At 72.1% G+C, this 26,725-nt stretch carries 24 protein-coding genes; 22 read left to right on the top strand and 2 right to left on the bottom strand.

Features of this window, described 5'->3' with window-relative positions; genetic code table 11:
• Positions 1 to 58 precede the first annotated feature (58 nt).
• Positions 59 to 835 carry an exodeoxyribonuclease III gene (gene xth, locus H6693_03885; protein ID MCB9515311.1) on the top strand — a complete coding sequence of 259 codons (777 nt, stop codon included), beginning with the start codon at positions 59 to 61 and terminating at the stop codon, positions 833 to 835.
• On the opposite strand, the gene H6693_03880 is transcribed toward xth, so the two are convergent.
• The gene (locus H6693_03880; protein MCB9515310.1) at positions 832 to 1,401 is read right to left on the bottom strand and encodes an NTP transferase domain-containing protein; all 570 of its coding nucleotides are present in this window, start codon (positions 1,399 to 1,401) and stop codon (positions 832 to 834) included. The two genes, xth and H6693_03880, sit on opposite strands and share 4 nt — an antisense overlap.
• Positions 1,402 to 1,629: 228 nt before the next feature.
• Between H6693_03880 and H6693_03875 the strand changes: the two genes are divergently transcribed.
• Positions 1,630 to 2,679, top strand: coding sequence for a hypothetical protein (locus tag H6693_03875; GenBank protein ID MCB9515309.1), 1,050 nt, complete (start codon positions 1,630 to 1,632; stop codon positions 2,677 to 2,679).
• Here H6693_03875 and H6693_03870 read toward each other — a convergent pair.
• A complete protein-coding gene (locus H6693_03870; GenBank protein ID MCB9515308.1) occupies positions 2,676 to 3,284 on the bottom strand; it encodes a TrmH family RNA methyltransferase in 609 nt (202 codons plus the stop codon). The two genes, H6693_03875 and H6693_03870, sit on opposite strands and share 4 nt — an antisense overlap.
• Positions 3,285 to 3,411: 127 nt before the next feature.
• Here H6693_03870 and H6693_03865 point away from each other — a divergent pair, with 127 nt between their 5' ends.
• The 20 genes from H6693_03865 to H6693_03770 all read left to right on the top strand — a co-directional run bounded on the left by H6693_03865 (position 3,412) and on the right by H6693_03770 (position 26,582).
• Positions 3,412 to 4,515, top strand: coding sequence for a hypothetical protein (locus H6693_03865; protein ID MCB9515307.1), 1,104 nt, complete (start codon positions 3,412 to 3,414; stop codon positions 4,513 to 4,515).
• Between the two features lie 28 nt (positions 4,516 to 4,543).
• Positions 4,544 to 7,738 carry a UvrD-helicase domain-containing protein gene (locus H6693_03860; protein MCB9515306.1) on the top strand — a complete coding sequence of 1,065 codons (3,195 nt, stop codon included), beginning with the start codon at positions 4,544 to 4,546 and terminating at the stop codon, positions 7,736 to 7,738.
• Positions 7,735 to 8,625: a hypothetical protein gene (locus H6693_03855; GenBank protein MCB9515305.1), complete on the top strand. Its 891-nt coding sequence runs from the start codon at positions 7,735 to 7,737 to the stop codon at positions 8,623 to 8,625. Before H6693_03860 ends, H6693_03855 begins: the two co-directional genes overlap by 4 nt.
• A gap of 111 nt (positions 8,626 to 8,736) precedes the next feature.
• Positions 8,737 to 9,174 carry an NADH-quinone oxidoreductase subunit A gene (gene ndhC, locus H6693_03850; GenBank protein MCB9515304.1) on the top strand — a complete coding sequence of 146 codons (438 nt, stop codon included), beginning with the start codon at positions 8,737 to 8,739 and terminating at the stop codon, positions 9,172 to 9,174.
• 13 nt (positions 9,175 to 9,187) lie between these two features.
• On the top strand, positions 9,188 to 9,661 hold the full coding sequence (locus H6693_03845) for an NADH-quinone oxidoreductase subunit C (GenBank protein MCB9515303.1): 474 nt from the start codon (positions 9,188 to 9,190) through the stop codon (positions 9,659 to 9,661).
• Between the two features lie 33 nt (positions 9,662 to 9,694).
• Positions 9,695 to 10,159, top strand: coding sequence for an NADH-quinone oxidoreductase subunit NuoE (gene nuoE / locus H6693_03840; protein ID MCB9515302.1), 465 nt, complete (start codon positions 9,695 to 9,697; stop codon positions 10,157 to 10,159).
• 37 nt (positions 10,160 to 10,196) lie between these two features.
• Complete coding sequence (gene nuoF / locus H6693_03835; protein ID MCB9515301.1) at positions 10,197 to 11,477, top strand: NADH-quinone oxidoreductase subunit NuoF; 1,281 nt, start codon at positions 10,197 to 10,199, stop codon at positions 11,475 to 11,477.
• On the top strand, positions 11,477 to 12,508 hold the full coding sequence (gene nuoH, locus H6693_03830; GenBank protein ID MCB9515300.1) for an NADH-quinone oxidoreductase subunit NuoH: 1,032 nt from the start codon (positions 11,477 to 11,479) through the stop codon (positions 12,506 to 12,508). Before nuoF ends, nuoH begins: the two co-directional genes overlap by 1 nt.
• 15 nt (positions 12,509 to 12,523) lie before the next feature.
• The gene (locus tag H6693_03825; GenBank protein MCB9515299.1) at positions 12,524 to 13,018 is read left to right on the top strand and encodes an NADH-quinone oxidoreductase subunit J; all 495 of its coding nucleotides are present in this window, start codon (positions 12,524 to 12,526) and stop codon (positions 13,016 to 13,018) included.
• 9 nt (positions 13,019 to 13,027) lie between these two features.
• Entirely contained in the window at positions 13,028 to 13,330 is a 303-nt protein-coding gene (gene nuoK / locus H6693_03820) for an NADH-quinone oxidoreductase subunit NuoK (GenBank protein ID MCB9515298.1), read from the top strand.
• A gap of 1 nt (position 13,331) precedes the next feature.
• Positions 13,332 to 15,275, top strand: a complete 1,944-nt coding sequence (gene nuoL, locus H6693_03815) for an NADH-quinone oxidoreductase subunit L (protein MCB9515297.1) — start codon at positions 13,332 to 13,334, stop codon at positions 15,273 to 15,275.
• Between the two features lie 9 nt (positions 15,276 to 15,284).
• The gene (locus tag H6693_03810) at positions 15,285 to 16,856 is read left to right on the top strand and encodes an NADH-quinone oxidoreductase subunit M (GenBank protein MCB9515296.1); all 1,572 of its coding nucleotides are present in this window, start codon (positions 15,285 to 15,287) and stop codon (positions 16,854 to 16,856) included.
• A gap of 6 nt (positions 16,857 to 16,862) precedes the next feature.
• On the top strand, positions 16,863 to 18,308 hold the full coding sequence (locus H6693_03805; protein MCB9515295.1) for an NADH-quinone oxidoreductase subunit N: 1,446 nt from the start codon (positions 16,863 to 16,865) through the stop codon (positions 18,306 to 18,308).
• Between the two features lie 39 nt (positions 18,309 to 18,347).
• A complete protein-coding gene (locus H6693_03800; GenBank protein ID MCB9515294.1) occupies positions 18,348 to 20,189 on the top strand; it encodes a hypothetical protein in 1,842 nt (613 codons plus the stop codon).
• Positions 20,186 to 22,267, top strand: coding sequence for a hypothetical protein (locus H6693_03795; GenBank protein MCB9515293.1), 2,082 nt, complete (start codon positions 20,186 to 20,188; stop codon positions 22,265 to 22,267). The genes H6693_03800 and H6693_03795 overlap by 4 nt, the downstream gene beginning before the upstream one ends.
• Complete coding sequence (locus H6693_03790) at positions 22,264 to 23,331, top strand: DUF1611 domain-containing protein (protein ID MCB9515292.1); 1,068 nt, start codon at positions 22,264 to 22,266, stop codon at positions 23,329 to 23,331. The genes H6693_03795 and H6693_03790 overlap by 4 nt, the downstream gene beginning before the upstream one ends.
• A complete protein-coding gene (locus H6693_03785; protein ID MCB9515291.1) occupies positions 23,328 to 24,386 on the top strand; it encodes a dipeptide epimerase in 1,059 nt (352 codons plus the stop codon). Before H6693_03790 ends, H6693_03785 begins: the two co-directional genes overlap by 4 nt.
• Positions 24,383 to 24,895 (top strand): TIGR00725 family protein, encoded by a 513-nt coding sequence (locus tag H6693_03780; GenBank protein MCB9515290.1) that lies wholly within the window; start codon positions 24,383 to 24,385, stop codon positions 24,893 to 24,895. Before H6693_03785 ends, H6693_03780 begins: the two co-directional genes overlap by 4 nt.
• A complete protein-coding gene (locus H6693_03775) occupies positions 24,892 to 26,157 on the top strand; it encodes a hypothetical protein (GenBank protein MCB9515289.1) in 1,266 nt (421 codons plus the stop codon). Before H6693_03780 ends, H6693_03775 begins: the two co-directional genes overlap by 4 nt.
• Positions 26,157 to 26,582 (top strand): divergent PAP2 family protein, encoded by a 426-nt coding sequence (locus H6693_03770; protein ID MCB9515288.1) that lies wholly within the window; start codon positions 26,157 to 26,159, stop codon positions 26,580 to 26,582. Before H6693_03775 ends, H6693_03770 begins: the two co-directional genes overlap by 1 nt.
• Positions 26,583 to 26,725 lie beyond the last annotated feature (143 nt).

Genomic DNA, 26,725 nt, shown 5'->3' with positions numbered 1-26,725 from the left:
CGCTTGTCCGTGCCCCGGCGCTCTGTTACGGTCGCCCTCCACCCTGCAAGGAGGCCCGATGGAACTCGCCAGCTGGAACGTCAACGGCATTCGCGCCGTGCAGCGCAAGGGCGCGCTGGACTGGATCTGGGAGTCGAGCCTGGACGTCGTCTGCCTGCAGGAGACCAAGGCCAGCCCCGACCAGCTCGACGCGGACCTCACCGCGCCCAAGGGCTGGGTCGCCCACTGGGCCTCCGCCGAGCGCAAGGGCTACAGCGGCGTGGTGACCTACGCGCGCGAGAGCGCCGCGCCCCGGTCCGTGACCGTGGGCTTCGGCACGAAGCGCTTCGACGACGAGGGCCGCACGCTCGTCACCGACCACGGCGACTTCCTGCTCTACAACGTCTACTTCCCCAACGGCAAGGCCAGCGACGAGCGCCTCGCCTACAAGATGGACTTCTACGCGGCCTTCCAGAAGCACGTGAACGCGCAGGTGAAGAAGGGTCGCCACGTGGTCATCTGCGGGGACGTCAACACCGCGCACCGCGAGATCGACCTCGCCCGGCCCAAGGAGAACGAGAAGATCAGCGGCTTCCTGCCCGAGGAGCGCGCCTGGATCGACGGCTTCCTCGCCGACGGCTGGGTGGACAGCTTCCGCGCCGTGCACGGCGACAAGTCCGACGCCTACACCTGGTGGTCCATGCGCACGGGCGCGCGGCTCCGGAACATCGGCTGGCGCATCGACTACTTCTACCTGAACCAGGCGCTCGCCGAGCGCCTGGACGACGCCTGGATCCGTCCCGAGGTCATGGGCAGCGACCACTGCCCGCTGGGCATCGCGCTGAAGACGGGCTAGCGGCAGTCCGCCGGCGCGTTCCAGTTGACGAGCGCCGCGGCCGGCAGCGTCACCCGTCGATGCGGCAGCGCGCGCACGAGCGCGTGCAGCGCCAGGTGGCCGGCGGCCAGGGCGGCCTCGGCGGGCGCAAGGCAGGCGGGCGTCCACAGCGAGAGCGTGGGGTGGAGGCCGTCGTCGCCCGCGGCGACCCAGACGGCGGTCGCGGCCCCGCCCGGCCGGGCCAGCAGCGCCTGCAGGTGGACGAGCGCGAGGCCCGGCAGATCCACCGGCAGCAGCAGCACGGGGCCGCGCGTCGCGCGCAGCGCCGCCACCAGGCCGCCCAGGGGCCCGCAGCCCGGCTGCGCGTCCGCGAGTTCCTCGAGTCCCAGTCCGCCGTAGCGGCGGCCGTCGCCGCTGAGCAGCAGCGCGGAGGCGCAGCTCGCGAGGCCCAGCGCCACCGTCCGCGCGAGCAGCGTTCCGCCGGCGGGGTGGGCGAGTGCCGCCTTGTCGCGTCCCATGCGCCTCGCCGCGCCGCCGCAGAGGATCGCGGCGGTGCAGGAGGGAGGACCGGGAAGCGTGCGGGCCATGGCGGCAGCCTAGCCGCCGGGCGTTGCAGGGACAAGCGCGAGGATCGTGCGGGGTGGGCAGGATGCACGGGGACATCGATTTCGAAGGAATGGCGGCTCCTAGGTGCTTGTAGGGGCATGGCTTAGGAGGCGCATCCCGCGGCGCCCGTGGCGTTTCGCTTGCACGCCTGCTTCCGAGCGTTCAGATTGCTTCCTGAGCCGTGGTCTTCCGCACTGTGGAGCGTGTTGATGATCCCCACCCGGTGCCGTGTCTGGCTTCCCCGTCTCGCCCTCGCGGCGGGACTGCTGCTGTCCCTCGCGGCGTGCAGCGTGACGGGTGTGGAGGACATCGAGCAGCCGCTCGGCGCCGACCAGGAGCCGACGCCCCAGTACGACACCCACGTGCTGCTCTACGGCAACGCGCTCGCGGGCGTGGACCAGTCGACGCTCGCCGCCTTCGATCTGCTCATCGTCGAGGCCCAGGTCTTCGACGACCTGTTGCCCGCGCACCGCTCGCGGGCCCTGCTCTACTTCGACCCCTGGGCGAAGAGCTGCTACACGGACAGCACGCGCAACTGGCCGGAGTGGCAGCCGGCGCCGGGCGAGATCGGCGAGCCGGAGATCGTGCTGGGCGGGGCCTACTGCTACCGCTTCGACAACGCCCACGTGGCGGACTTCCTGCACTGGATCGAGAGCTTCCTCGTCGAGCACGGCAGCCAGGTGGCGGGCGTGTTCCTCGACGACTTCAGCTACGACCGCGACTGGTGGGACGGCGCACCCGAGGACAGGGACGTCGTCTGGGGCCCCATGGACGGCGGCCCCGGATGGCGCGAGTCGCCGGCGGGCTGGAACCATCAGCGCATCCTCGACATCGAGCGCGGCGCGCGGGATCTGGTGCGCGACTACTGCGGTCCGGACGGCGTCGTGGTCGTCAACGGCACCGCGCGGAGCCTGGACGACGTGCGCCGTTTCGCCGAGGACGTGGGCTCGCCCAACAACGAGAGCTGGGATCGCCTGGAGGTGCCGGGCGTCGACGAGCGGCGCTACGTCCGCGCGGGCGACCTGCTGCAGGTCTACGGCGTCGGCGAGACCGGGCAGTGGGGCGACTGGACGGTGACCGCCTCCGGCCACGGGCTCACCAACCTGCGCCGAGCCGCGCTGCTGGCCCGCGAGCGCGGCGCCAGCGTCGGCCTCGCCTACGGCGAGCCGCCCCTGAGCGGCGACAGCCGCGCCTCCCTCATCCTGCCGCCGAACACGCCCGGCCAGGAGTGGCCCTACTACTTCGACGAGACGCCCTAGTCGCCCGCGTCGCCGTCCGCGCCGGGTCCGCCCTCGCGGCGGTCGGGCAGATAGCTGTCGGAGAGCTGCGGCGCGCCGTCGGGGAGCAGCCGGTGGCGCGCGCAGTGCTGGTAGAGGAGGGCGGCGGCGCTCGACGCCACGTTGAGGCTGTTCTTCACGCCGAGCATGGGCAGGTGCAGCACCGCGTCCGCCTGGCGCAGCAGCTCGCGATCCACCCCCAGCACCTCGTGACCGAAGACGAAGCAGCAGCGCGCGGGACCGTCCCAGGCGAAGGCGCTCTCGCTCGCGGGCGTCCGCTCCACGGCCACCAGCGCGAAGCCGGCCTCCCGCGCCCGGGCGACGGCGTCGAAGACGCGCAGGTCGTGGGTCCACGGCACGCTCGCCGTGGTGCCGAGGGCGGTCTTGGCCAGCTTGCCGTTGGGGGGGAAGGCGCTGATCCCCGCGAGGTAGAGGCGCTCGAGGCGCAGCGCGTCGGCGCTGCGGAAGATGTCGCCCACGTTGTGGGCGCTGCGGATGTTGTCCAGCAAGGCGGCCACCGGCGTGCGCGGGCCTCCCGGATCCACCGGGCGATCGCGCCACATCGCGTGCAGGGGATCGTGTTCCATGGGCGCCACTCTAGTCGCGCGCCCCGGACGGCGCAAGCGGAGCGATGCCGCCTTGCCCGCGGGACGCGGGACTGCTACACCTTCCCGCTTCGGGCGCGGTGCCCGGCGAGGCGAAGGAGCGAGGCGCGTGCGCGCATGGAGACGAATCGCGGGGCTGGCGGCCCTGGCGGCGATGGGACTGGCCCGCGCGGCGGGCGCGAGCGGGGGCGAGCCGTCCCCCGGCGAGGCGCCCTACTACTTCTACCACGGACGGGACTACGGCAGCGAGGCCATGGTCCAGCCGCTGCGGATGGTCATCAACAGCGGCTACGGCATCATGCAACTCGACAACCGCAGCGCCTCGGTGGTGGACGTGGACTACGAGGGCAACTGGCGCGGCCTGCGCCGCAACCTGGCGCATCCCGTGACCGCGATCGAGGACGAGGGCTGGAAGAACTTCTTTCTCAAGGAAGTGGTGCCCTTCAGCACCAACACGACCGAGGCGCGCTACTGGCCGAACTACACGCAGCACCTCATCGGCGGCGGCATGAGCTACCGGCTGATGGCCGAGTGGTACCGCTGGCACGGCTATGGCCGGCCGCGGCTCTGGGCGCTGGGGTCCATCACCGCGTATCACGTGCTGAACGAGGTGGTGGAGCTGGAGAGCCAGGAGGGCTGGACCACCGATCCCGTCGCCGATCTCTACCTGTTCGATCCGCTGAGCTGCCTGCTGTTCAGCTCGGATCGCGTGGCGCGCTTCTTCGCCGAGACGCTGAACATGGAGGACTGGTCCTTCCAGCCGGCGATCGCGCCCAAGGACTGGACGATCCAGAACAACGGCCAGAACTTCGCGTTCAAGTACCCGCTGCCGGGCAGCGAGCGCTGGAGCCTGTTCTACCACTTCGGCACCCACGGCGAGTTCGGCCTGTCGCGGCGCAGCGACTCGGGGCTGTCCTGGTCGGCAGGCGCGGGGCTGAAGGCCAAGGACCTGCTCGAGCTCGACGACGACACCCGCGGCGTCGACCTGGCCCTGGTGGGCGGCGTCTGGGTGGACCGCGAGGGCTCGCTGCTCGCCTCGGTGATCCTGGCGGCCACCAAGCGCTACCGCGCGCGGCTCAACCTCTACCCCGGCGTGCTGCGCCTGGGCTCGCTCAGCCCGAGTTTTTTCCTGGTGATGGACCACGAGGAGCGTATCCTCGTGGGCCTGGGGCTCTCCAGCCTGCCCGTGGGGCTGGCCGCCCCGCTGAACTGATCGCGGCGCCGCGGATCGAGGCCGACTCATGAGCGTGAACCCCTGGCAGGAACTCGAGCGCGAGCTCAACGCGCGGCAGCGCGAGGCGGTCTTCAGCGCCGCGCCGCACTGCCTCGTGCTCGCCGGTCCGGGGACGGGCAAGACCCGCACGCTCGTCAACCGCGTCGTCTACCTCGTGAGCGCGGCGGGCGTGGCGCCCGCGCAGATCCTGACGCTCACCTTCACCCGCAAGGCGGCGCGGGTCATGGTGGAGCGGCTCGCGCGCTACCTCGGCGAGTCGGCGGGCGGCGTGCGCACCGGCACCTTTCACCACTTCTGCCTCGAACTGCTGCGCCGGCGCGCGGGCCACGGCGAGATCCCGCCGGACTTCAGCGTTGCCGACGAACCCCGCCAGCTGCGCACGCTGGAGCGGGCGTGGAACCGACTGGGCGTGTCGGCGCGTCCGCCGGAGGAACGCGAGCTGCGTGCCATGCTGGGGCGCTTCGGCGCCTACCGCGTCGCCCGCGATCCGGAGCTGCTCAGCGGCCTGCAGCGCGAGTTCTTCGCCGAGTACCAGCGCCTGCTGCGCGAGGAGCGGGCGATCGACTTCGACGACATCCTCGATCTCGCCCGCGTCCTCCTGGAGTCGGACGCGCCGCTGCTCGCCGAGACGCGCGAGCGCTGGCCGCGCGTGCTCGTCGACGAGTTCCAGGACACCGACGCGCTGCAGTACCGCCTGCTGCGCCTCCTGGCGCCGCCCGCGGCGAGCAGCTTCGTCGTGGCGGACGATCAGCAGTCCATCTACGCCTGGCGCGGCGCGGACCGGCGCAACGTGGAGCGCTATCGCGCCGACTACGCCCCGCACGAGGTGCACCTCGAGGAGAACTACCGCAACCGCGAGGCGATCCTCGCCGGCGCGCAGGCGGTGCTGGGCGCCGGTGGGGAGGCGGGCCACACGCTCGTCAGCCGGGCGGGCGGCGAGGGCAGCCTGCGCCTCGAGGCCTTTGCCAGCGAACAGGAGGAGGCGGACTTCCTCGTGGCCGACATGCGCCGCGCGCGCGCGCGCGACCGCCATCTCGGCTGGGGGGACATCGCGATCCTCTACCCCAAGCACAGCATCGGCGAGTACCTGGAGACCCGGCTCATGGCCGAGCGCGTGCCCGTGGAGCTCGTGGCCGGGCGCGCGCTGCTGGCCCAGGAACGCATCCGCCGCACGGTGGCGGTGCTGCGTCTGCTGCGTCACGGCGGCGACGACGAGGCCCTCTCCACGCTGCTCGCCGCGCAGCTGGACGAGGGCTCCTACGCCCTGCTGCGCCAGGTGGCGCGCGGCAGCGGCGACTCCCTGCGCGCCGCCGTCGATCGCGTGCTGCGCGGCGGGTCGCTGCTGCGCGAACGCCGCCGCGCCTGGCAGCGCTTCCAGGAGCGTCTGGCCGCCGCGCCCGGGGACGACAGCGCCTGGCTCGCCGCCTGGGACGCGACCTTCCCCGACGGCCTCGCGCTCGGCGCCGCGCTGGAGGGCCCGGCGCCCGAGGCCGAGACGGCGGCCGACCCGGTGGCGCGGCGACGTCACCTGGAGGCCGGGGCCGAACGCATGGTCCACCTCTCGCGCCTGCCCTGGCTGCTCGAGGGCGTGGTCGCACGGCTTGGCAACCTGCGCGCGGGGCAGTCCGGCCGCAGCCTGAGCCAGCTCGTGCGCGAGATCCTGCTGGAGTTCGCCGATCCCGACGAGGAGGAGCTCCCCGGCGATCCCGCGGCGGTGCCCGGTCTCGCGGCCCTGCTCGCCGCCCTGCGCGAGGCGCTGCGCAGGGGGCGTCCCGTGCGCGTGGACGTCCCCGGCTCGCCCGCCGCGGCGCAGGTGCTCACCGAGATGCTGCGCGCCGGGCTGGAACCCTGGCATGCGCAGTGCCTCGCGGTGGCGAACCCAGCGGCGGACGCGGCGACGCCGAGCGCGGGCCTGCGCCTGGTGGCCGAGGGCGACCGCCTCGCGCTGGAGGGCGGCCCCGCCGCCACCGGCGCGCCCTGGGCCCTGCTGGCCTTCCGGCTCTATCAGCTCTGGCGGGGAGCGGAGCACCGGCCGCTGCGGGACTTCGTGCTCTTCGACCTGGAAACGACGGGGGTGGACACGGCCAGTTGCGAGGTGATCGAGCTGGCGGCGATCCGCGTCGAGGGGGGCAGGCCGACGGCGCAGTTCGAGGCGCTGGTGAAGCCCGTGGGCCCGATCCCGGCGGCGTCCACGGCCGTCCACGGCATCGACGCGCGGACGGTGGCCGACGCCCCGCCGCTCGGCCACGTGCTGCCCGACTTCCTCACCTTCCTCGGCGAGCACGACCTGGTGGCCCACAACGGGGCCGCCTTCGACTTTCCCGTGCTTCGCCGCGTGGCGCGCGAGCAGGGGCTCGCGCCCCCGCGCAACGCCCTCTTCGACAGCGTCGCCCTCGCGCGCCGTCTCCACCCCGGGGCGAAGAACGACCTGGGCTCGCTGATCGCGCGCTACGGCGTGACGGCCACGGCGCGTCACCGCGCGCTGGACGACTGCCGCTGCCTGCTCGAGGTGCTGGGCCATCTGCAGGACGAGCACCTCGCCGCGCTGCGGCGCCGCGCCGGGCGGGAAGCCCTGGCCCCGGCCGCGCTGGCCCTGCAGCTCGCGGGGCAGAGCGGGGGACTCGCCCCCGGCGGCGATGCCGCCACGCTCTTCCAGGCCGGCGTGCGCCGCCTCCTCGCCGGTGGCAACCCCTGGCTGGACCGGCTGGAGCTGGACGGCGAGGCGCGGCAGTCGCTCGAGGCGCAGCTGCTCGCGGCGGCCGGGCTCGAAGGCGAGGCCCCCGACCTCTTCACCGGGCTGCGCAGCGAGGAGGAGCGCTTCCTCTCGCTGGTGCCGCGCTTCGACGAGCTCTTCCTCGGCGACTCGCTCGCCGCCTTCCTGGACTTCCTCGCGCTCTACACGGGGCCCGACCTCGCCGGCGGGGGCAATGCCGTCCAGCTGATGACGATCCACGCGGCCAAGGGCCTGGAGTTCGAGCGCGTCTACATCACCGGGCTCGAGGAGAACGTGCTGCCCGGCTTCTACGCGCTGCGCTCCGGCGATCCGGAAGAACTGGCCGAGGAGCGCCGCCTGCTCTACGTGGCCATGACCCGCGCCGCGCGCGCGCTCACGCTCACGCGCGTGGGTTCGCGCGGCGGCTTCCAGCAGTCGCCGAGCCGCTTCCTCGCGCCGCTGGGCGCGGCCGACGGAGCCAGCCCATGACGCCGCGCCGGCTGCTTCTGCGCGCGCTGCGGGTGCTGGCGGCGCTCGTCCTGCTGGTGGTGGTGCTGCGGGCCGTGGTGGTGCCGCTCGCCCGTCAGCGCCAGCACCGCCGCGTCGAGGCGCCGACCCTGCTCGCCCTGCTCCCCGCCGACAGCGACGCCTGGTGCCTGCAGCGGCCCGCCCTGCGCCGCGTGCCGCCGCGGCTCTGGCCCGAGGCGCCGGCACTCTTCCTCGAACGCGCCCACGCCTGGGGCGCGCCGGTGGACGCCCTGGCCGACACGCTCGTGACCCTGCACCCGCTGCTGGGAGAGTGGCTCTGCGCGCGCTCGCCGCGCGGCTGGCTCCTGGCCGGCCCCCGGGTGCGGCTGCGCGGCGCGTCCCGGGTCGCGGAGGGCGGCGACGGCCTGCGCGCGCTCCAGGACGGCCTCGCCCTGCGGCTCTGGGGCGACTGGTTCGCGCTGGCCTCCGACTCCGCGCTGCTCGCGGCGCCGCCCTGGCTGGACGCCCAGGCGCGCTGGGTGGAGCGCGACGATCTGCTGCTGGAGAAGGACTGGCTGGAGTTCCGCCGCGCGGGGGCCGGCGGCGCGGTGCTGGGGGTGGAGAGCGTCCTCGACCGGCTGCTGGCCGAGGGTCTGGCCTGGGACTGCGCGGACGGCCTCGCGTTGCTCGTCGGCCTCGGTCCGGGGCCCGTCGTTGCCGAGGCGGTGCCGCCCGCCGCGCTGGACAGCCTGCCGCTCCTGCGCCACAGCGGACCCTTCGCGCCGGACGGGCTGCCGCTGGCGGCGGCGGGGGCGTCGCGAGGGGAGACCGACGCGCTGGGCGCGGCCGAGCGCCGCTGGCAGGACGGCGATCACGCGGCCCTGGCGCGGGTGATCTGGCTGCGCTGAGGCGCTGGCGGCGGGGGCGTTCGCGCAAAGCACACAAGCGCGGCGGAAATTGCCATTGACAGTGATGGGGCCGCTGAACAGTATGTCACGGATTGTGAGGAAAGGTGCGAAATGACCGTGTTCGCCGCCGCGGACAGCTACGCCGCAGGCTCCTATCTTCCCATCGTCGTGCTCATCGTGCTGGCCGTCCTCATGGCGGCGGGCATGGTGGCGGCCAGCCGTTTCGTGGGGCGCCGCATCGTGAACGCGGCCAAGTACACGCCCTACGAGTCGGGCATGGACCCGCGCGGCGACGCGCGCGATCGCTTCTCGGTGAAGTTCTACCTGGTGGCGATCCTGTTCATCCTCTTCGACATCGAAGTGGTCTTCCTCTACCCCTGGGCCGTGCGCTTCCATCACCTGGGGCTCTTCGGCCTGGTGGAGATGGGGATCTTCCTCGTGATCCTGCTGGTGGGCTATCTCTACATCCTGGGCAGCGGCGCGCTGGCCTGGGACCGCGGCGGGCTCTTCGAGCGGCGGGAGCAGGACGGGGAGGGACGTCGTGACTGAGCGCCTCGACTCCGTGGCGGTCCAGGCCGCCCAGCGCTTCGGCGACCGCCTGCTCGCGAGCGAGCGGGCCCAGGGCGAGCTCACGCTGCGGGTGGGCCCGGACGCCCTGATCGAGATCCTGACCTGGGCGCGCGACGAGGCCAGCCCCCGCTTCGCCATGCTGACGGACATCAGCGGCGTGGACGGCCTGGGCTTCGACTGGTCGCCGCGCTTCCGCGTGAGCTATCACCTGCTGGACCTGGAGCACGGCACGCGCCTGCGGGTCATGGCCGACACGGCCGAGACCGCGGACGGGCCCAGCGTGCCCACGGTCACGGGACTCTGGGAGCTGGCCAACTGGAACGAGCGCGAGGTCTGGGACCTGATGGGCATCCGCTTCGCCGGCCACCCCGACCTTCGCCGCATCCTGATGCACGAGGACTACGCGCTGGGACATCCGCTCCGCAAGGAGATCCCCACGCGCGGCGTGCACGACGACAACCGCTGACCCGCCCGCGGGCGGCGGCCACGGAGAGTGACGATGTTTGACGCGAGCATCCAGCGCGAGGCCGACGGGATCGTCGCGCTCTATCCGGACCCGCGTTCGGCGCTGCTGCCGCTGCTGCACCTCGTGCAGCGCGAGCAGGGCTGGGTGAGCCCGGAGGCGATGCGCTGGGTGGCCGAGCGCCTGGAGCTGACGCCGGCCATGGTCGAGGGCGTGACCACCTTCTACACCATGTACAACACCCGGCCGGTGGGGAAGCACCTCATCCAGCTCTGCCGCACGCTGAGCTGCGAGCTGCGTGGCAGCCTGGACATCCGCGCCCACCTGAAGGCGCGCCTGGGCATCGGCCCCGGCGAGACCAGCGCCGACGGCCGCTTCACCCTGGTGGAAGTGGAGTGCCTGGGCGCCTGCGGCACCGCGCCCGCGATGATGGTGGGCGAGGACTATCACGAGAACCTGACTTCAGAGCGCGTGGACGCGATCCTGTCCGAGCTGGGCTGAGCCCGCGCGCCACCGACGAACCGAGGCCGAGGACCCGATGGCTGCCTTCGAACCGGTACTGACCCGCATCGTGGGGATGGACGACTCCCACACGCTCGCCGTCTACGAGCGCGAGGGCGGCACGCAGGCCCTGCGCCTGGCCCTGAAGAAGAGCCCGGCCGAGATCGTCGAGACGGTGAAGGAGTCCGGCCTGCGCGGTCGCGGCGGCGCGGGCTTCCCCTGCGGCATGAAGTGGGGCTTCTTGCCCGACCCTGCAAAGAACAGCAGGCCCCGCTACCTGGTCTGCAACGCGGACGAGAGCGAGCCCGGCACCTTCAAGGACCGGGTGCTCCTGCGCCACAACCCGCATCTGCTCATCGAGGGCTGCACGATCTCGAGCTATGCGCTGCAGGCGCACCACTGCTTCATCTACATCCGCGGCGAGTACGCCGAGGAGGCGCGCATCCTCGAGCGCGCCATCGCCGAGGCGAAGGCGGCGGGGCTGCTGGGCAGGAACATCCTCGGCAGCGGTTTCGACCTGGAGATCGTCGTGCACCGCGGCGCCGGCGCCTACATCTGCGGCGAGGAGACGGCCCTGCTCGAAAGCCTCGAGGGCAAGCGCGGCTACCCGCGCATCAAGCCGCCCTTCCCGGCGGTGGTGGGGCTCTACGGCTGCCCGACGGTGATCAACAACGTGGAGACGCTCTGCTGCGTGCCGCCCATCGTGGAGCGTGGGCCCGCCTGGTTCGCCGGCATCGGCCGCGAGAAGAACACCGGCCCCAAGCTCTTCTGCGTGAGCGGCCACGTGGCGCGGCCCGGCACCTACGAGGCGCCCATGGGCATCACCTTCGACGAGCTGCTCGAGACGCACTGCGGCGGCATGCTGGGCGGCCGCAAGCTCAAGGCCGTCATCCCGGGCGGGAGCAGCACGCCGGTGCTCACGGCCGAGGAGGCCGCCGGCGCGATCATGGACTTCGACGGCCTGGCCGCCCTCGGCTCGATGATGGGCAGCGCGGCCGTGATCGTCATGGACGAGACGGTCGACATGGTGCAGGTGGCCTTCAACCTGATCCGCTTCTATCACCACGAGTCCTGCGGGCAGTGCACGCCCTGCCGCGAGGGCTGCGGCTGGCTGGAGAAGATCATCGGCCGCTTCGTGGCGGGCCAGGGCCGCAGCGAGGAGCTCGATCAGATCCTCGACATCTGCGACAACATGGCCTTCAAGACCGTCTGCCCGCTCGGTGACGCGGCCCGCATGCCCACCGAGTCCTACGTCCGCAAGTTCCGCGGGGAGTTCGAGGCCCGCGTGCTGGGCGCCGCCCTGGCGAAGGGGGAGTGATGGCCGACTTCCTGATCACGGTGATCAAGATCGTGCTCATCGCGCTCGTGGTGCTGGGCGGCGTGGCCTACATGACCCTGGCCGAGCGCAAGGTGTCGGCGTTCATCCAGTGGCGGAAGGGGCCCAACCGGGTGGGCTTCTGGGGGCTGCTGCAACCCATCGCCGACGGGTTGAAGTTCGTCCTCAAGGAGGACTTCACGCCCCCCGGCGCGAACAAGGCCCTGCACACGCTCGCGCCGATGCTCGTCATGATGCCGGCCCTGATCACCTACGCCGTGATCCCCTTCGGCGGCACGCTGCCGATCTTCGGCCACCAGGTGCGGATGATCGTGGCGGACCTGTCCATCGGCATCCTGTTCATCTTCGCGATCGCCAGCCTGGGCGTCTACGGCATCGCCGTGGGCGGCTGGTCCAGCAACAACAAGTACGCCCTGCTGGGCAGCCTGCGCTCGAGCGCGCAGATGATCAGCTACGAGATCGCCATGGGCCTGTCGGTGATCCCCGTGATCATGTTCACCGGCTCGCTCCGGCTCACGGACGTCGTGGCCCACCAGGGCGGCAACCCCTGGTTCGTGCTCAGCCAGCCGCTCAGCTTCCTGCTCTTCGTCGTGGCCGCCTTCGCCGAGACCAACCGCCTGCCCTTCGACCTGCCCGAGGCCGAGCCGGAGCTGGTGGCGGGCTATCACACCGAGTACAGCAGCATGAAGTTCGCGATGTTCATGCTGGGCGAGTACGTCAACATGATGACGGCCAGCGCGCTCATCGTGACGCTCTTCTTCGGCGGCTATCACCTGCCCTGGGTGGAGACCCTGCCCTTCTTCCAGCAGCACGGCTTCTGGCTGGCGCTACTGCAGCTCGCCACGTTCCTGGGCAAGGTCTGCGTGTGGCTGTTCATCTTCCTGTGGGTGCGCTGGTCCCTGCCCCGCTTCCGCTACGACCAGCTCATGGGACTGGGCTGGCGGGTGATGCTGCCGCTGGCGCTGGTCAACCTGTTCGTCTACGGCCTCTGGTCGCTGAAGGATCTCAACTAGGGGGCGCGGGAAGGCATGGTGCAGAGCTTCTTCTACTTCTTCGCCGCGCTGGCCGTGGGCTCGGGCCTGATGGTGGTCACGCGGAAGAACCCGGTGAGCGCCGCGCTCTACCTGGTGCTGGCCTTCTTCGCGCTGGCGGGCATCTACGTGCTGATGGACGCCTTCTTCCTGGCGGCCGTGCAGGTGGCGGTCTACGCCGGCGCGATCATGGTGCTCTTCCTGTTCGTCATCATGCTGCTCAACCTGGGCCCCGACGACCTGCCGCCCATCATGAACCGCAAGGTGAAGTGGCTCTACGCGGCGCTCAGCGCCGTGCTGGTGGCGCTGCTCATGGCGATGGACCTGGGCCGGCGCCTGCCCGAGGGCGGCCACGGGCCGGCCGGCGAGGTGGGGGCCATCGGCGACAAGCTCTTCGGCGACTACCTGCTGCCCTTCGAGATCACCGCGCTGCTGCTGCTGGTGGCCATCGTCGGCTCGGTGGTCATGGCGCATCGCGAGCCCCGGCGCTAGGAGGCGCGGATGTTCGATCTGAATCACGCGCTCGTCGTCGCCTTCCTGCTCTTCGGAACGGGCGTGGCGGGCGTGCTGCTGCGGCGGAACGCGATCGTCGTCTTCATGTCGATCGAGCTCATGCTGAACGCGGTGAACCTGGTGCTGGTCACCTTCTCGCGCCTGCGCGGGGACCTCGACGCCCAGGTGCTCTGCTTCTTCGTCATGGCCGTGGCGGCCGCCGAGGCCGCCATCGGGCTGGGCATCGTGATCGCGCTCTTCCGCCGGCAGGAGAGCATCGACCTCGACCAGGCCACGCTGCTCAGGAGCTAGCATGGACATCCGCTACTTCCCGCTGATCCTCCTGTGGCCGCTGCTGGGCGTGCTCGTCAACGCCGTGCTCGGCAAGCGCCTGCCGCTGCGCGCGAGCGGCGGCGTGGCCTCCTTCGCCGTGCTGCTCTCCTTCCTGACGGCCCTCGGCGGCTTCTTCGCGCTGCGCGGCATGGCCGGCGGCCACGAGGCGGAGGCCCCGCGGCTGGTCTTCCCGCTCTGGCAGTGGATCGCCAGCGGCGACTTCTCGGTGAGCGCGTCGCTGCTGCTGGACCCGCTCAGCGCGGTGATGATCCTCGTGGTGACGGGCGTGGGCTTCCTGATCCACGTCTACAGCATCGGCTACATGTCCCACGACAAGGACTACGCCCGCTTCTTCGCCTACCTGAACCTCTTCATGCTGGCGATGCTGATCCTGGTCCTGGGCGACAACTTCCTGATGCTCTTCGTGGGCTGGGAAGGCGTGGGGCTCTGCTCCTACCTGCTCATCGGCTTCTGGTACGACCGGATGTTCACCGCCACCATGAGCACGGCGCAGGCGGGCAAGAAGGCCTTCATCGTCAACCGCATCGGCGACTTCGGCTTCCTGCTCGCGCTCTTCCTCATCGTGACGCACTTCCACAGCCTGGACTTCGCCACGGTCTTCGCCGCGGCGCTTCACCATCCGGCCGCGCCCGGCGTGATGACCGCGATCGGCCTGCTGCTGCTGCTCGGCGCCACGGGCAAGAGCGCGCAGATCCCGCTCTTCGTCTGGCTGCCCGACGCCATGGCCGGCCCGACTCCGGTGAGCGCGCTCATCCACGCGGCGACCATGGTGACGGCGGGCGTCTACATGGTGGCGCGCAGCCACGTGCTCTACGCGCTGGCGCCGGCGGCGCTGGACGCGGTGGCCTGGATCGGCGGACTCACCGCGCTCATGGCCGCGACGGTGGCCATCGCGCAGAACGACATCAAGAAGGTGCTGGCCTACTCGACCGTGAGCCAGCTCGGCTACATGTTCCTGGGGCTGGGCAGCGCGGCCTTCGGCGCGGGCATCTTCCACGTGATGACCCACGCCTTCTTCAAGGCCCTGCTCTTCCTCGGCGCGGGTAGCGTGATCCACGCGATGCACGAGGAGCAGGACATCCGCAAGATGGGCGGCCTGCGCCGCCACCTGCCGGTGACCTTCGCCACCTTCCTCGTCGCCACGCTGGCCATCGCCGGTTTCCCCGGCCTCAGCGGCTTCTTCAGCAAGGACGAGATCCTGGCCGCGGCCTTCGTGCAGCACAAGGCGCTCTGGGTGATCGGCGTGCTGACCGCGGGCCTCACGAGCTTCTACATGTTCCGCCTGCTCTTCCTCACGTTCTTCGGCGAGAGCCGCGTGGAGCCCGAGCGCGCGAAGCACCTGCACGAATCGCCCGCGGTGATGACCTTGCCCCTGGCGCTGCTGGCGGTGCTGAGCGTCGTCGGCGGTTACCTGGGCCTGCCGCCGGTGATGGGCCCGCACCTGCTGGGCGGCTGGCTGGCGCCGGTCTTCGCGGACCTGCACCACGTGGAGGGCTTCGGGCACGCGGAGCACCTGAGCCACGCCACGGAGTGGGGGCTGATGGGCCTGTCCACGCTGGTGGCGCTGGTGGGCTTCGCCGTCGCCTGGCAGCGCTATGGCCGCGCGCAGGACCTGACGCCGCGCCTGGCCGACGCCCGCGGCGGGCTGCCCGGACTGCTGGCGGACAAGTATCGCATCGACGAGCTCTACGAGGCCGTCGTGATCCGGCCGCTGGGCGCGCTGGCGCGCTTCCTGTGGCGCTGGATCGACGAGCTCCTCATCGACGGTCTCGTCAACTTCAGCGGACTCTGCGTGCGGGTGGGCGGCGAGGTGCTGCGCCTGTTCCAGACCGGCTACGTGCAGACCTACGCCCTGTTCATGGTGCTGGGCGTGATCCTGCTGCTCCTGCGGCTGCTGGCCTAGGTGGGGGAGATGATCGATTCCTGGATCCTGACCTGGCTCGTCTTCCTGCCCGTCCTGGGGGCGTTGCCGCTCATCGTGCTGCCCGCGAGCCGGCCGGGGCTGGCGCGCGCCTGGACGCTGGCGGTGACCACGGTCACCTTCGTCCTCTCCCTGCACCTCTGGTTCCACTTCGACACCGGCAGCGCGGCGCTGCAGTTCACGCAGCGCGCGCCGTGGATCGCGGCGCTGGGCATCGACTACGCCGTGGGCGTGGACGGCATCAGCCTGCTCATGGTGCTGCTGACCGCCTTCATTATGCCCCTGGCAGTCCTTGGGAGCTGGCGCGCGGTGGACGACCGCGTGCGGGCCTACCACTTCTTCCTGCTCATGCTCGAGGCGGGCATGATGGGCGTCTTCGTGGCGGGCGACCTCTTCCTCTTCTACGTGTTCTGGGAGGCCATGCTGATCCCGATGTACTTCCTCATCGGGATCTGGGGCGGCCGCCGGCGCGTCTACGCCGCCGTGAAGTTCTTCATCTACACGATGGTTGGCAGCGTGCTCATGCTCGCGGCCATCCTCTACCTCGTGGTGCACCACCATCAGGTCGCGGGGGTGTGGACCTTCGACGTCGCCGCCATGGGCGCGACCCCGCTCCACGGGCGCCCCGAGCTGCTGGCCTGCCTCGCCTTCGTGCTGGCCTTCGCGATCAAGGTGCCGATCTTCCCGCTGCACACCTGGCTGCCCGACGCCCACGTCGAGGCGCCGACCGCCGGCAGCGTGATCCTGGCCGGCGTGCTTCTGAAGATGGGCACCTACGGCTTCCTGCGCTTCTGCCTGCCCTACTTCCCGGGCGCCATCGCCACGATCACGCCCTGGATGATGTCCCTGGCCGTGATCGGCATCGTCTACGGCGCCCTCGTGGCCATGGTGCAGGAGGACGTCAAGAAGCTCGTGGCCTACTCCAGCGTCAGCCACCTGGGCTACGTGGTGCTGGGTGTCTTCGCGCTCAACGCGCAGGGTCTCGCCGGCGGCCTGCTGCAGATGCTGGGCCACGGGCTGTCCACGGGGGCGCTCTTCCTCCTGGTGGGCATGATCTACGAGCGGCGCCACACCCGCCGCATCGAGGACTTCGGCGGCCTGGCGGCGGTGATGCCCCAGTTCACCTTCTTCTTCCTGCTCACGACGCTGGCCTCCATCGGCCTGCCCGGGCTGAACGGCTTCGTGGGCGAGTTCCTGATCCTGCTGGGGACCTTCAAGGTGTCGATTCCCTTCGCGGCGGTGGCGGCGACCGGCGTGATCCTCGGCGCGGTCTACATGCTGTGGATGGTGCAGCGCGTCTTCTTCGGCCCGGTGAAGCACGAGGAGAACCGCGGCCTGCGCGACCTGCTGCCCCGCGAGTGGCTGCTGCTCTTGCCCCTGGCCGCGCTGATGCTGTGGATCGGCCTCTACCCGAGACCCTTCCTCGATCGCATCGAGGCCTCGGTGAACGCGCTGGTGAACCAGAACCGGCTGGGCCACGAGCTGCCGCTCTCGTCGGCGCCTGCCCACGGCGCGGCGCCGGACGCCTCGGCGGCGCAAGCCCGTCTGCATGAAGGAGAGTGAGGACGCGTGGACTGGACCCTTTCGCTCATCGCCCCGCCCCTGATCCTGGCGATCGCCGCCATGCTCGCGATGCTGGTGGAGCTGCCCCGGCGCCGCGCGGGCCGGGGCGAGGGCTGGCTGGCCGAGGGCGTCGCGGGTCTCGGCCTGGTGGCGGCGCTGGTGATGGTCCTCGGTCACTGGGGCGAGCCGACCACCACGGGTTTCGGCGGCCGTCTGATGCAGGACGGCCTCGCCACCTACTTCCAGCTCCTCTTCCTCGGCATCGGCCTCGGCGTGCTCCTGCTCGCCCTGCCCTACCTCCGCCGCGAAGGCCTGCCCCGCGCCGAGTTCAGCGCGCTGCTGCTCTTCGCCGTGCTCGGCATGATGCTCATGGCCGCGGCCACCGAGCTCGTCACCTTCTTCCTGGCCCTGGAGCTGCTCTCCATGGCGCTCTACGTGCTGGCCGGCTACCAGCGCCGCGAGGCGCGCTCGGTGGAGGCCGCGCTCAAGTACTTCCTGCTGGGCGCCTTCGCCAGCGCCGTGCTGCTCATGGGGATGGCGCTGCACTGGGGCGCGACCGGCAGCCTGCAGCTCAGCCCCGCCGCGCCGCTGAGCCCGGGCGGGCTGCTCTCGCCGGGCCTCGCCACCGCAGGCTTCTGGCTGGTGCTGGTGGGCTTCGCCTTCAAGGTGAGCGTGGTGCCCTTCCACTTCTGGACGGCCGACGTCTACGAGGGCAGCCCGGTGCCCGTCACGGCGCTCATGGCCACCGGCACGAAGGCCGCGGCCTTCGCCGCGCTGCTGCGCCTCATGGGCACCGGCTTCGCGCCCGTGCCCGCCGACTGGGCGCCCGTCCTCTGGTGGCTCGCCGTGCTCACCATGTCCGTGGGCAACCTCATGGCCATCGTGCAGAGCAATCTCAAGCGCATGCTGGCCTTCTCCAGCGTCGCCCACGCCGGCTACCTGCTGGTGGGGATCGTGGCCGGCACGGCCGGCGCCGACCGCGCGGTGCTCTTCTACCTCGTCGCCTACACGCTGATGAACCTCGGCGCCTTCGGCGTGCTCGAGCTCGTGTCGCGCAAGGGCGAAGAGTACCAGTCCATCTATGACTTCGCGGGTCTCGCCCGCCGTCAGCCGGCCCTTGCCGTGCTGATGTCCATCTTCCTCTTCGCGCTGGCGGGCATCCCGCCGACGGTGGGCTTCACCGGCAAGCTCTTCCTCTTCGCCGAGGCGGTGAAGGCCGGCTACGTGGGCCTGGCCGTGATCGCGGTGCTGAACAGCCTGGTGTCGGTCTATTACTACCTGCGCGTCATCTACCTGATGACGATGAAGGAGGAGTGGGAACCCACGCCGAGCTTCACTGTTCCGTCGCCAGTGGCCCTGGTGCTCGCGGCGGCCGTGCTGCTGGTGCTGTGGCTGGGCATGCTGCCCGGCAGCCTCCTCGCGGTGGCGGATTACGCGGCCAGCGCGCTCTAGTCCGCCTCCACACCCGTCCGCCGCGCAAAGGATGGCCCCATGCCCACCCGTCCACGCCACCGGCGCCTCGCGCTCCTCGCCCTGGCCTCGGCCCTCTGGGTGGGCTCCAGCGCCGCCGCCGAGCTCTTCCCCCTGGACGCGCTGCGCCCGGGCATGCGCGGCGAGGGCTTCAGCGTCTTCCAGGGCGACAGCATCACGCGCTTCGAGGTGGAGATCGTCGACCGCGTCAGCGGCCGCGCGCCCTACGACCTGGTGCTCGTGCGCTGCCTCGGCGAGCAGCTCGAGCGCGACGGCATCAGCCAGGGGATGAGCGGGAGTCCCGTCTACATCGACGGCCGCTGGCTCGGCGCCATCGCCTTCAACTTCAACTTCGCCAAGGAGCCCCTCGGCCTGGTGACGCCGGCGTCGGCCATGCTGGCCCTGGCCGACCGGCCCGCAGGGACGGCCGGTGGCCGCGCCGACGCCGGCGACCTGCGCGCGCTGCCCTACCTCGGCGCGGACTGGAGCCCCGCGACGCCGCCCGCCCTCGCGACGGCCACCGGCGAACCGCTGACGCTCAGCGTGGCCGGACTGAGCCCGGCGAGTCTGGCCGCCCTGGCCTCGCGCTACGCGGCGGGCGGACTGACGCTGCAGCCCATGGGCACGGTGGACGCCGCCGGGTCCGGGGCCGCGCCCGCCGCGCCCCTCGCCCCCGGGGCGGCCCTGGCGGTGGAGCTGCTGCGCGGGCCCGTGTCGGCCGCGGCCATCGGCACGGTCAGCCACGTGGACGGCGACCGCATCTGGGCCTTCGGCCACCCCTTTCTCGGCGAGGGCCCGGTGACGCTGCCCCTGGCCAGCGCGCGCATCCACGCCGTGCTGCCGAGCCTCTACAACTCCTTCAAGCTCGGCGCCATGGGCGAGTCCGTGGGCACGCTGCTCCTCGACGGGCAGTCGGGCATCTACGGCCGTCTGGGCGAGGCCCCGCCGCTGCTGCCACTGCGCGTGACCCTGCGCACGGCCGACGGCGAGGCGCCCCTCTCCGCCAACTTCGGCCTCGCGCGGCACCGCCGCCTGCAGGCCACGCTCGGCCGCCTGGCCCTCGACGGCTGGCTGCCCGGCCGCCTGGGCAGCGCGCAGCGGGGCTGTCTGGCCATGGACGTCACGCTCAGCGCCCGCGACGACGCGAACGCGCCCGTCCGCGTGCGCGTCGGCGAGCGCTTCGCGGGCCAGGGCAGCGTGGGCGCGGTGGGGGCGTGGCTGCAGTCGCTGCTCGCCGCCCTGGGCGACAACCCCGCCGGCCCGCTGCCGCTGGACTCGCTGGACGTCGCCCTCGACTGGACGGCGGGCCAGGAGCCGCTGCTGCTCCAGGACCTCAGCCTCACGCGCGCCGCGCTGCGGCCGGGCGAGCCCTGGCGGCTGCGCCTCAACCTGCGGCAGGGCGACGGCGACGCCACGGACCGCGTGCTCGACTTCCCCGATCCGGCCGCGGGCCCGGTGGAGCGCCTCGCCGGGGCGGCGCTGCCGCCCGGCGACTACCGTCTCCACGTGGCCGATGGCACCACCTTCGAGCGCTGGAACGTCAAGCGCCAGCCGGCCCTCTACGACCTGGACGACCACGCGGCCCTGCTCGACCTGCTCGGCCGCCTCGAGTCCACCGCGCACTGGGTGGTCTGGCTCGAGGCGCCGGGCGAGGACGCCGTGGCCGGCGGCCGCGAGTTCGCCATGCCCGTGCGCTTCCGCGAACTGGCGCCCACCAGCCGGCGCGAAGAGCTGCTCACGCCCAAGGAGCCGCGCCGCATCGTCGCCCTGCAGCGGCTGGACGTGCCGCCGGGCGCCGCCGCCCAGGGCCATCTCTCGCTGCCGGTCACCGTCCTCGACACCCCGCGAAGGAGCGAACCATGATCCGCCCCGGGCTGCTGGCCGCCACCCTCGTCACGCTCGCCGCCAGCAGTACTCCCGTGCGCGCGGTGGAGACGCAGTACTACCGCTACGCCCGCATGGAGGACTACCAGGACGCGAGCTTCCGCGAGCTGATCCTCGCCGACGACGGCAGCTGGCGCCTCGGCCCGCGCTTCGAGGAGCTGCTGGCCGACGAGGTCGCCTACTTCTCCGAGCTCGGCGACGACGGCCGCTCGCTGCTGCTGGCCGGCGGCGGCAGTCCCGGCAAGCTGATCCTCTTCGACAAGGGCAAGCAGCGGCACGCGCCCGTCCTCACGGCCGACGACCTGCTCTTCAGCTGCGTGGAAACCCTGGGCACCGGCGACTGGGCCGTGGGCTCCGGGCCGGGCGGAGTCGTCTTCCGCGTCAAGGACGGCGAGGCGAAGCCCTTCGTGGAGACGGGGGAGGACTTCGTCTGGGACCTACTGCGGCAGGGCGACACGCTCTACATCGCCACGGGCAGCCGCGGGACCATCCTGCGCCACGACCTGAAGCGCGGCACGACGGAGACCTTCGCCACGCTGCCGGACCAGAGCGCCTTCTGTCTGGCGATGGACGACCAGGGCCGCCTATTGGCGGGCAGCAGCGGCGAGGGGCTGCTCTACCGCTTTGACCGCGACGGCAACATGACCCAGCTCGCGGACTTCGACGCGGAGGAAGTGCAGGCCATCCTTCCCGAACCCGGTGGCGGCGTGGTGGTCGCGGTGGCGCAGAGCGAGGCCGACTGCAAGGAGAACTGCTCGGCCGTCTACCGGCTCGAGGCCGGCGGTGTGCTCGAGAAGCTGCTGGGCTCGGACTCGGCCTTCATCGGCGACCTGCTGCCCGCGCCCGGCGGGGCCATCTGGGTGGCCTCGGGCAAGCCGGGAGAGCTGGACCGTCTCACGGGGCCCTACCACGGCGAGGTCTACGCCAGCGAACCCGAGCGCTACTACAGCGACCTCGCCCTCGACAGCGGCGGCGAAGACCTCTGGCTGCTGCAGTCCAAGCCCGCGCGCCTGCTCAAGATCTCCGGGCGCGCCGAGCGGGGCACGCTGACCTCCGAGGTGCTGGACCTGAACAACCGCAGCCTGGGCGGCGCGCTGCGTCTGGAGGGCGACCTGCCGCGGGGCTGCGGCTTCGCGGTGGAGGCGCGCTGCGGTCACAACGCCGAGCCCGGGGATCCCGGCGCGGGCTGGACGGACTGGACGGCCTGCCCCGCGGACGGCGACAGCTACCGCATGGCGCTGCCCGCGGCGCGCTACTTCCAGTGGCGCGTGGTCTTCGAGGGGGCAGGCGACCGCTCGCCGCGGCTCTACCGCGTGACCGCCAGCTTCCTGCCGCTCAACCGCAGTCCGCTGCTGGGCAACCTCACGGTGCTGCGCCCCACCGACGGACCCTTCGCCGAGAGCATGGAGCTGGGCGGGCGTCCCTTCACCCAGGTGATGGAGCGCGGCGTGCGCGTGCAGTACCAGCAGAAGGCCGGCCCCGAGCTGGCCATGGACCCGGACGTCCCCTCGCTGCGCGGCCTGCGCGAGCTGCACTGGGACTGGCTGGATCCCGACGGCGACCGCCTGCGCGCCACCCTCGAGCTGCAGCGCGAGGGCGAGGACGACTGGCAGCTGCTCGCCCGCGACTACGAGAACAGCACCTACACCTGGGACACGCGCGGCCTGCCCGACGGCCGCTACCGCCTGCGCGTGACCGCCGACGACGGGCTCGACAACGACGCCGCCCGGGCCAAGACGAGCACCCTCGTCAGCGAGCGCGTGCAGCTCGACGCCCAGCCGCCCAGCTGCGCGCTGCGCGTGGAGCGCGCGAAGGACGGCCTGCGCCTGCGCGGCACGGTGGCCGACGCGGGCGGGCTGCTCACGCGGCTCGAGTACCGTCTCGACGACGGGCCCTGGCTGCGCGTCACCGGCCCGGACGGCCTCATGGACCGCAGCCGACTCGACCTGGACGTGGATCTCGGCGACACCGCCGGCGCGTCACGCCTCGAGCTGCGCGCCGGCGACGAGTTCGGCAACTGGGGCTACTTCCGCAGCAGCCTGGAGACCGCGCGATGACGCCGGGCTTCCGGCGCCTGCTCCTGCTCGCCGACGGCGAGCTGACGCGCCGGAACGCCAAGACGGCCTTCGCCGTGCTCCGCTTCCAGCCCGGGCGCGCCGTGGCGCTGCTGGACCGCGAGACGGCGGGGCGCTCGGCCGAGGACGTGCTGGGTTTCGGCGGCGCGCTGCCCGTGCTGGCGAGCGTGGCCGAGGCCCTGCCGCTGGGCCCGGACGCGCTGCTCATCGGCGTGGCGCCGGCCGGCGGCGCGCTGCCGGCGGCCTACGTCCGGTTCTGCGAGGACGCCCTCGACGCGGGCCTCGACCTCGCCAGCGGCCTTCACCGCTTCCTCGGCGACGATCCCGTCTGGCGCGCCCGCGCCGACGCCCACGGCGCGCGCCTCTGGGATCTGCGCAAGCCGCCGGCGGAGCTGCGCGTGGCCCGGCAGCCGTCGCCGCGCCGCGCGACGGTGGTGCTCACCGTCGGCAGCGACTGCAAATCGGGCAAGATGACCGTCACCTTCGCTCTCGCCGACGCGCTGCGGGCGCGCGGCAAGCGCGTGGCCGTGCTGGCCACCGGGCAGACCGGCGTGCTGCTGCAGGGTGACGGCGTCTGCGTCGACGCCCTGCCGGCCGACTTCGTGGCCGGCGCGGTGCAGGAGCGCGTGGACGCGCTCGACGCCGCCGCGGACGCGCCGGAGTGGATCCTCGTGGAGGGCCAGGGTTCGCTGGCGCATCCGCTCTTCTCGGGCGTCAGCCTCGGCCTGCTGCACGGCGCGGCGCCCGACCTGCTGCTGCTCTGCCACGAGGCGGGGCGGCGCGTGACATCGCACACCGAGGACTGGCCCCTGCCCCCGCTCGCCGAGGTGCGGCGGCAGGTGGAGACCGCGGCCGCCTGGGTGAAGCCGGCGCCGGTGGTCGGGGTGGCGCTCAACACGGCGCAGCTCGCCGACGGACCCGCGCGGCAGGCCGTGGACGACGTCGCGGCCGCGCTCGCACTGCCCGCCACGGATCCGCTGCGGCTGGGCGTGGATGGACTCGTCGACGCGCTGCTCGCCGGCGCGGACCGGGAGGCGCGCGCGTGAAGCTGCACGTCGAGGCGCTGGAGCTCGAGACCACGCATCCCTTCGTGATCGCCCGGGGCGGCGCGCAGCGCTTCGAGAACCTCGTGCTCAGGATCGAGGCCGACGGTCTCGTCGGCGAGGGCGAGGGCAGCGCGACGCACTACTACGGCGAGACGCCGGCCATCGCCCGCCTGGCCCTCGAGAAGTTGCTGGACGGACTCGCGGACACGCTGTCGGAGGCGGTGGGGGCCGGCCTCGACCTCGCGCGCATCGCCGCCGTGATGGATCGCGCGGATCGCGTCCTCGCGCGCAATCCCGCGGCCAAGGCGGCGCTGGACGGCGCGCTCTGGGACCTGGCCGGCCGGCAGCAGGGCGCGCCGGTCTGGCGGCTGCTGGGCTTCGGCGAGCCGGTGAGCATCGAGAGCAGCTTCACGATCGCGCTGGCCGAGCCCGAGCGAATGCTCGAGCGCGCGCGGGCGGCCGTGGCGGCGGGCTTCGGCATCCTCAAGCTGAAGTGCGGCACGGAGCGCGACCTCGAGGTGGTGGAGGCGGTGGCCGCGGCCACCGGCGCGCGGCTGCGCGTGGACGCGAACGGCAGCTGGCGCGCCGACACGGCCCTCGCGCGTCTGGAGCGGCTCGCGCTCGCGGGGGTGGAGTTCGTCGAGCAGCCGCTCGAGCTGGACGACATCGCCGGCTACCGCGCCATCGCCGGCCGCGCGCCGCTGCCGGTGGTCCTGGACGAGAGCGTCCACGACGCGCTCGGTCTCGCCCTCTTCGGCGAGCTGGCCGACGGCGTGAACCTCAAGATCTCGAAGCTGGGGGGCATCACGCGCTGTCTTCAGCTGGCCCGGGCGGCGCGCGAGCTGCAGCTGGATCTCATGATGGGCTGCATGATCGAGAGCAGCCTGGGGATCGCGCAGGGCCTCCAGCTCGCGCCGCTGCTGCGCTGGGCGGACCTCGACGGCGCGCTGCTGCTGGCCGACGATCCGTACTCGGGCTTGACGGAAAGCGCCGGGGTCTTCACCCTGGGCTCGGCCCCCGGCCTCGGCGTGGCCAGGAAGGATCCACGGTCATGAGACACAAGCAGGTGGCGGTGATCGGCGACGCGGACGCCTCGCCGGAGGCGGAGGCCTTTGCCGAGGAACTCGGCCGCGTCATCGGCCGCAACGGCTGGGCCCTGATCTCGGGCGGCCGTGACGGGGTCATGGGGGCCGCGAGCCGCGGCTGCCGCGACGCCGGCGGCGTCGTGGTCGGCATCCTGCCCACGTCCGACGACAGCGCGGGCAATCCCCACTGCCAGGTCCTGCTGCCCACGGGCATGGGCTGGACGCGCAACAGCCTCACCGCCCTGGCCGGGGACGTGGTGGTGGCCATCGGCGGACGGGCGGGCACGCTGAGCGAGATCGCCTTCGCCTGGAGCTACGGCAAGCCCGTGCTCGCCGCGACGGGCTTCGGCGGCTGGAGCGAGCGTCTCGCGGGCGAGGCGATCGACGACCGCCGCCCGGACCGCCTCGAGCCGGTGGCGGACTCGCGAGCGGCGGAGGCCCTGCTCCGCCGGCTGCTGGGGAGCGAGGACGGCGCGTGAGCCGTCTGCCGCGGATCGAGGCGTCCCGTCTCGGCGAGATGCCGGCCCGGCTGCTGTGGCTCGGTCTCTTCCTGTTCCTCGCCGAACGGGTCGCGGTCTGGCTGCTGCTCGGCGCCACGCTGCCGACCCACGGCTTCGAGTCCGGCGTGATCTCCGACAACCTCGTGGCGGGCCGCGGCTACTGGATGCCCTTCTACTACTGCGACGTGCCCATGCGCTCGTTCATCCCGCCGCTCTACCCGGTGCTCATGGCGCTGGCCAAGATGGCCACCGCGCACTGGGTCACGCTGCTGCGGGTGCTGCAGGTGGGGGCCTCGCTCGTCAACGCGCTCCTGGCCGCCGAGATCGCCGGCCGCTGGTTCGGCCGCCGCGCGATGATCGGCAGCTACTTCCTGGTGGGGCTCTACCCGCTCTTCGCCATCTACTCGCTGGCAATCTTCTCCACCACGCTGATCATGACCTGGGTCCTGGTCCTGGTGAATCTGATGGACCGCGTGGACGGCCCGCGCCCGCTCGTCCTCGGCGGGACGACGGGCTTCGTCCACGGCCTGGCGATCCTGACCTCGCCGCCGCTGGGCCTGCTGGGCGTGCTCTTTCTCTTCCGGCTCTGGCGCTTTCCCCACCCCGGGCGACGGCGCCGCACGCTGAGCTACCTGGTCATGCTGGCGGCGGTCTGGAGCCCGTGGATCCTGCGCAACGCGGCCGTGCACCACACGCTGCTCCTGACGAGCACGAACGGGGGCTTCAACTTTCTCGTGGGCAACAACGCCTACGCCGGGGGCTACACCTGGGGCGACTTCACCGAGGAGCGGAACTTCTGGCGCGTGGTCGACCGCCAGGTGGTGGAGACCCTGCCCGAGCCGGCCCTCGAGCGCTGGTTCTACGCGCGCGCCTTCGGCGCCATCGGCGAGCGTCCCGCGCACTACCTGGGCTTCATCGTCCGCAAGGCGTACTACTTCTGGTGGTGCCGGGACATCACCCGCTTCGGCTATCCCACCCGCTGGAGCGTGGCCTACCAGTCGCTCTACGGGTTCATCCTGCCCTTCATCCTGGCGGGGCTCTGGCTCTGGCGCGGGCGCTGGCGGCGCCTGTTCCCGGCCTACTTCCTGTTCGCCGAGTACACGTTCCTCTACAGTCTCTACTTCGTTCGCAGCCGCTTCCGCTGGGAGATCGAGCCGCTGCTGCTGGTCTTCGCGGTGGCCGGCGCGCTCGAGATCCTCCGCCGTCTGACCGGAGGCTCGGGCCTGGAGGCGTCGACGTGATGCATCCCATCCTCTGGGCGGCGCTGCTCAGCGGCCTGCTCGCCCAGCTCTACAAGGTCGTGGCGGAGAGCCTGCGCGCGCGGCGCTTCAAGCTCTACCGCTTCTTCGAGACCGGCGGCATGCCCAGCAGCCACACGGCCGTCGTGACGGCGCTCGCCGTGGGGGCCTGGCGCGTGGCCGGGGCGGACTCGCCGCTCTTCGCCGTGACGGTGGTCTTCAGCCTCTACTTCGTGCTCGAGGCCACGGGGCTGCGGCAGGAGGTGGGCAAGCAGGCGCGCCTGCTGAACGAGATCCTCGACGAGCTCATCGACACGCACCACTTCGCCCGCGAGCGCACGCGCGAGCTGCTGGGCCACACCTGGAGCGAGGTCTTCTGGGGCTTCGTCCTCGGCGTGGTCACCACGCTGCTCATGGTCAGCGGCTGAGCGCTTCCCCCGCTCCTGGCCCGCGGAGCCGTCACACCACGTTCCCTCGTGATGCGTCGGGCAATAGTCCTTGACGGTTTTTCGGCCTGGCAGCACAGTGGCCGCGATGGAGACCCAGACAGCGCGGCCATGACCTCACCGGG

The organism is Candidatus Latescibacterota bacterium, assembly GCA_020633725.1.
In the GTDB taxonomy this organism is placed as follows: domain Bacteria; phylum Krumholzibacteriota; class Krumholzibacteriia; order JACNKJ01; family JACNKJ01; genus VGXI01.
This window is presented reverse-complemented; position numbering and strand designations above follow the sequence as displayed.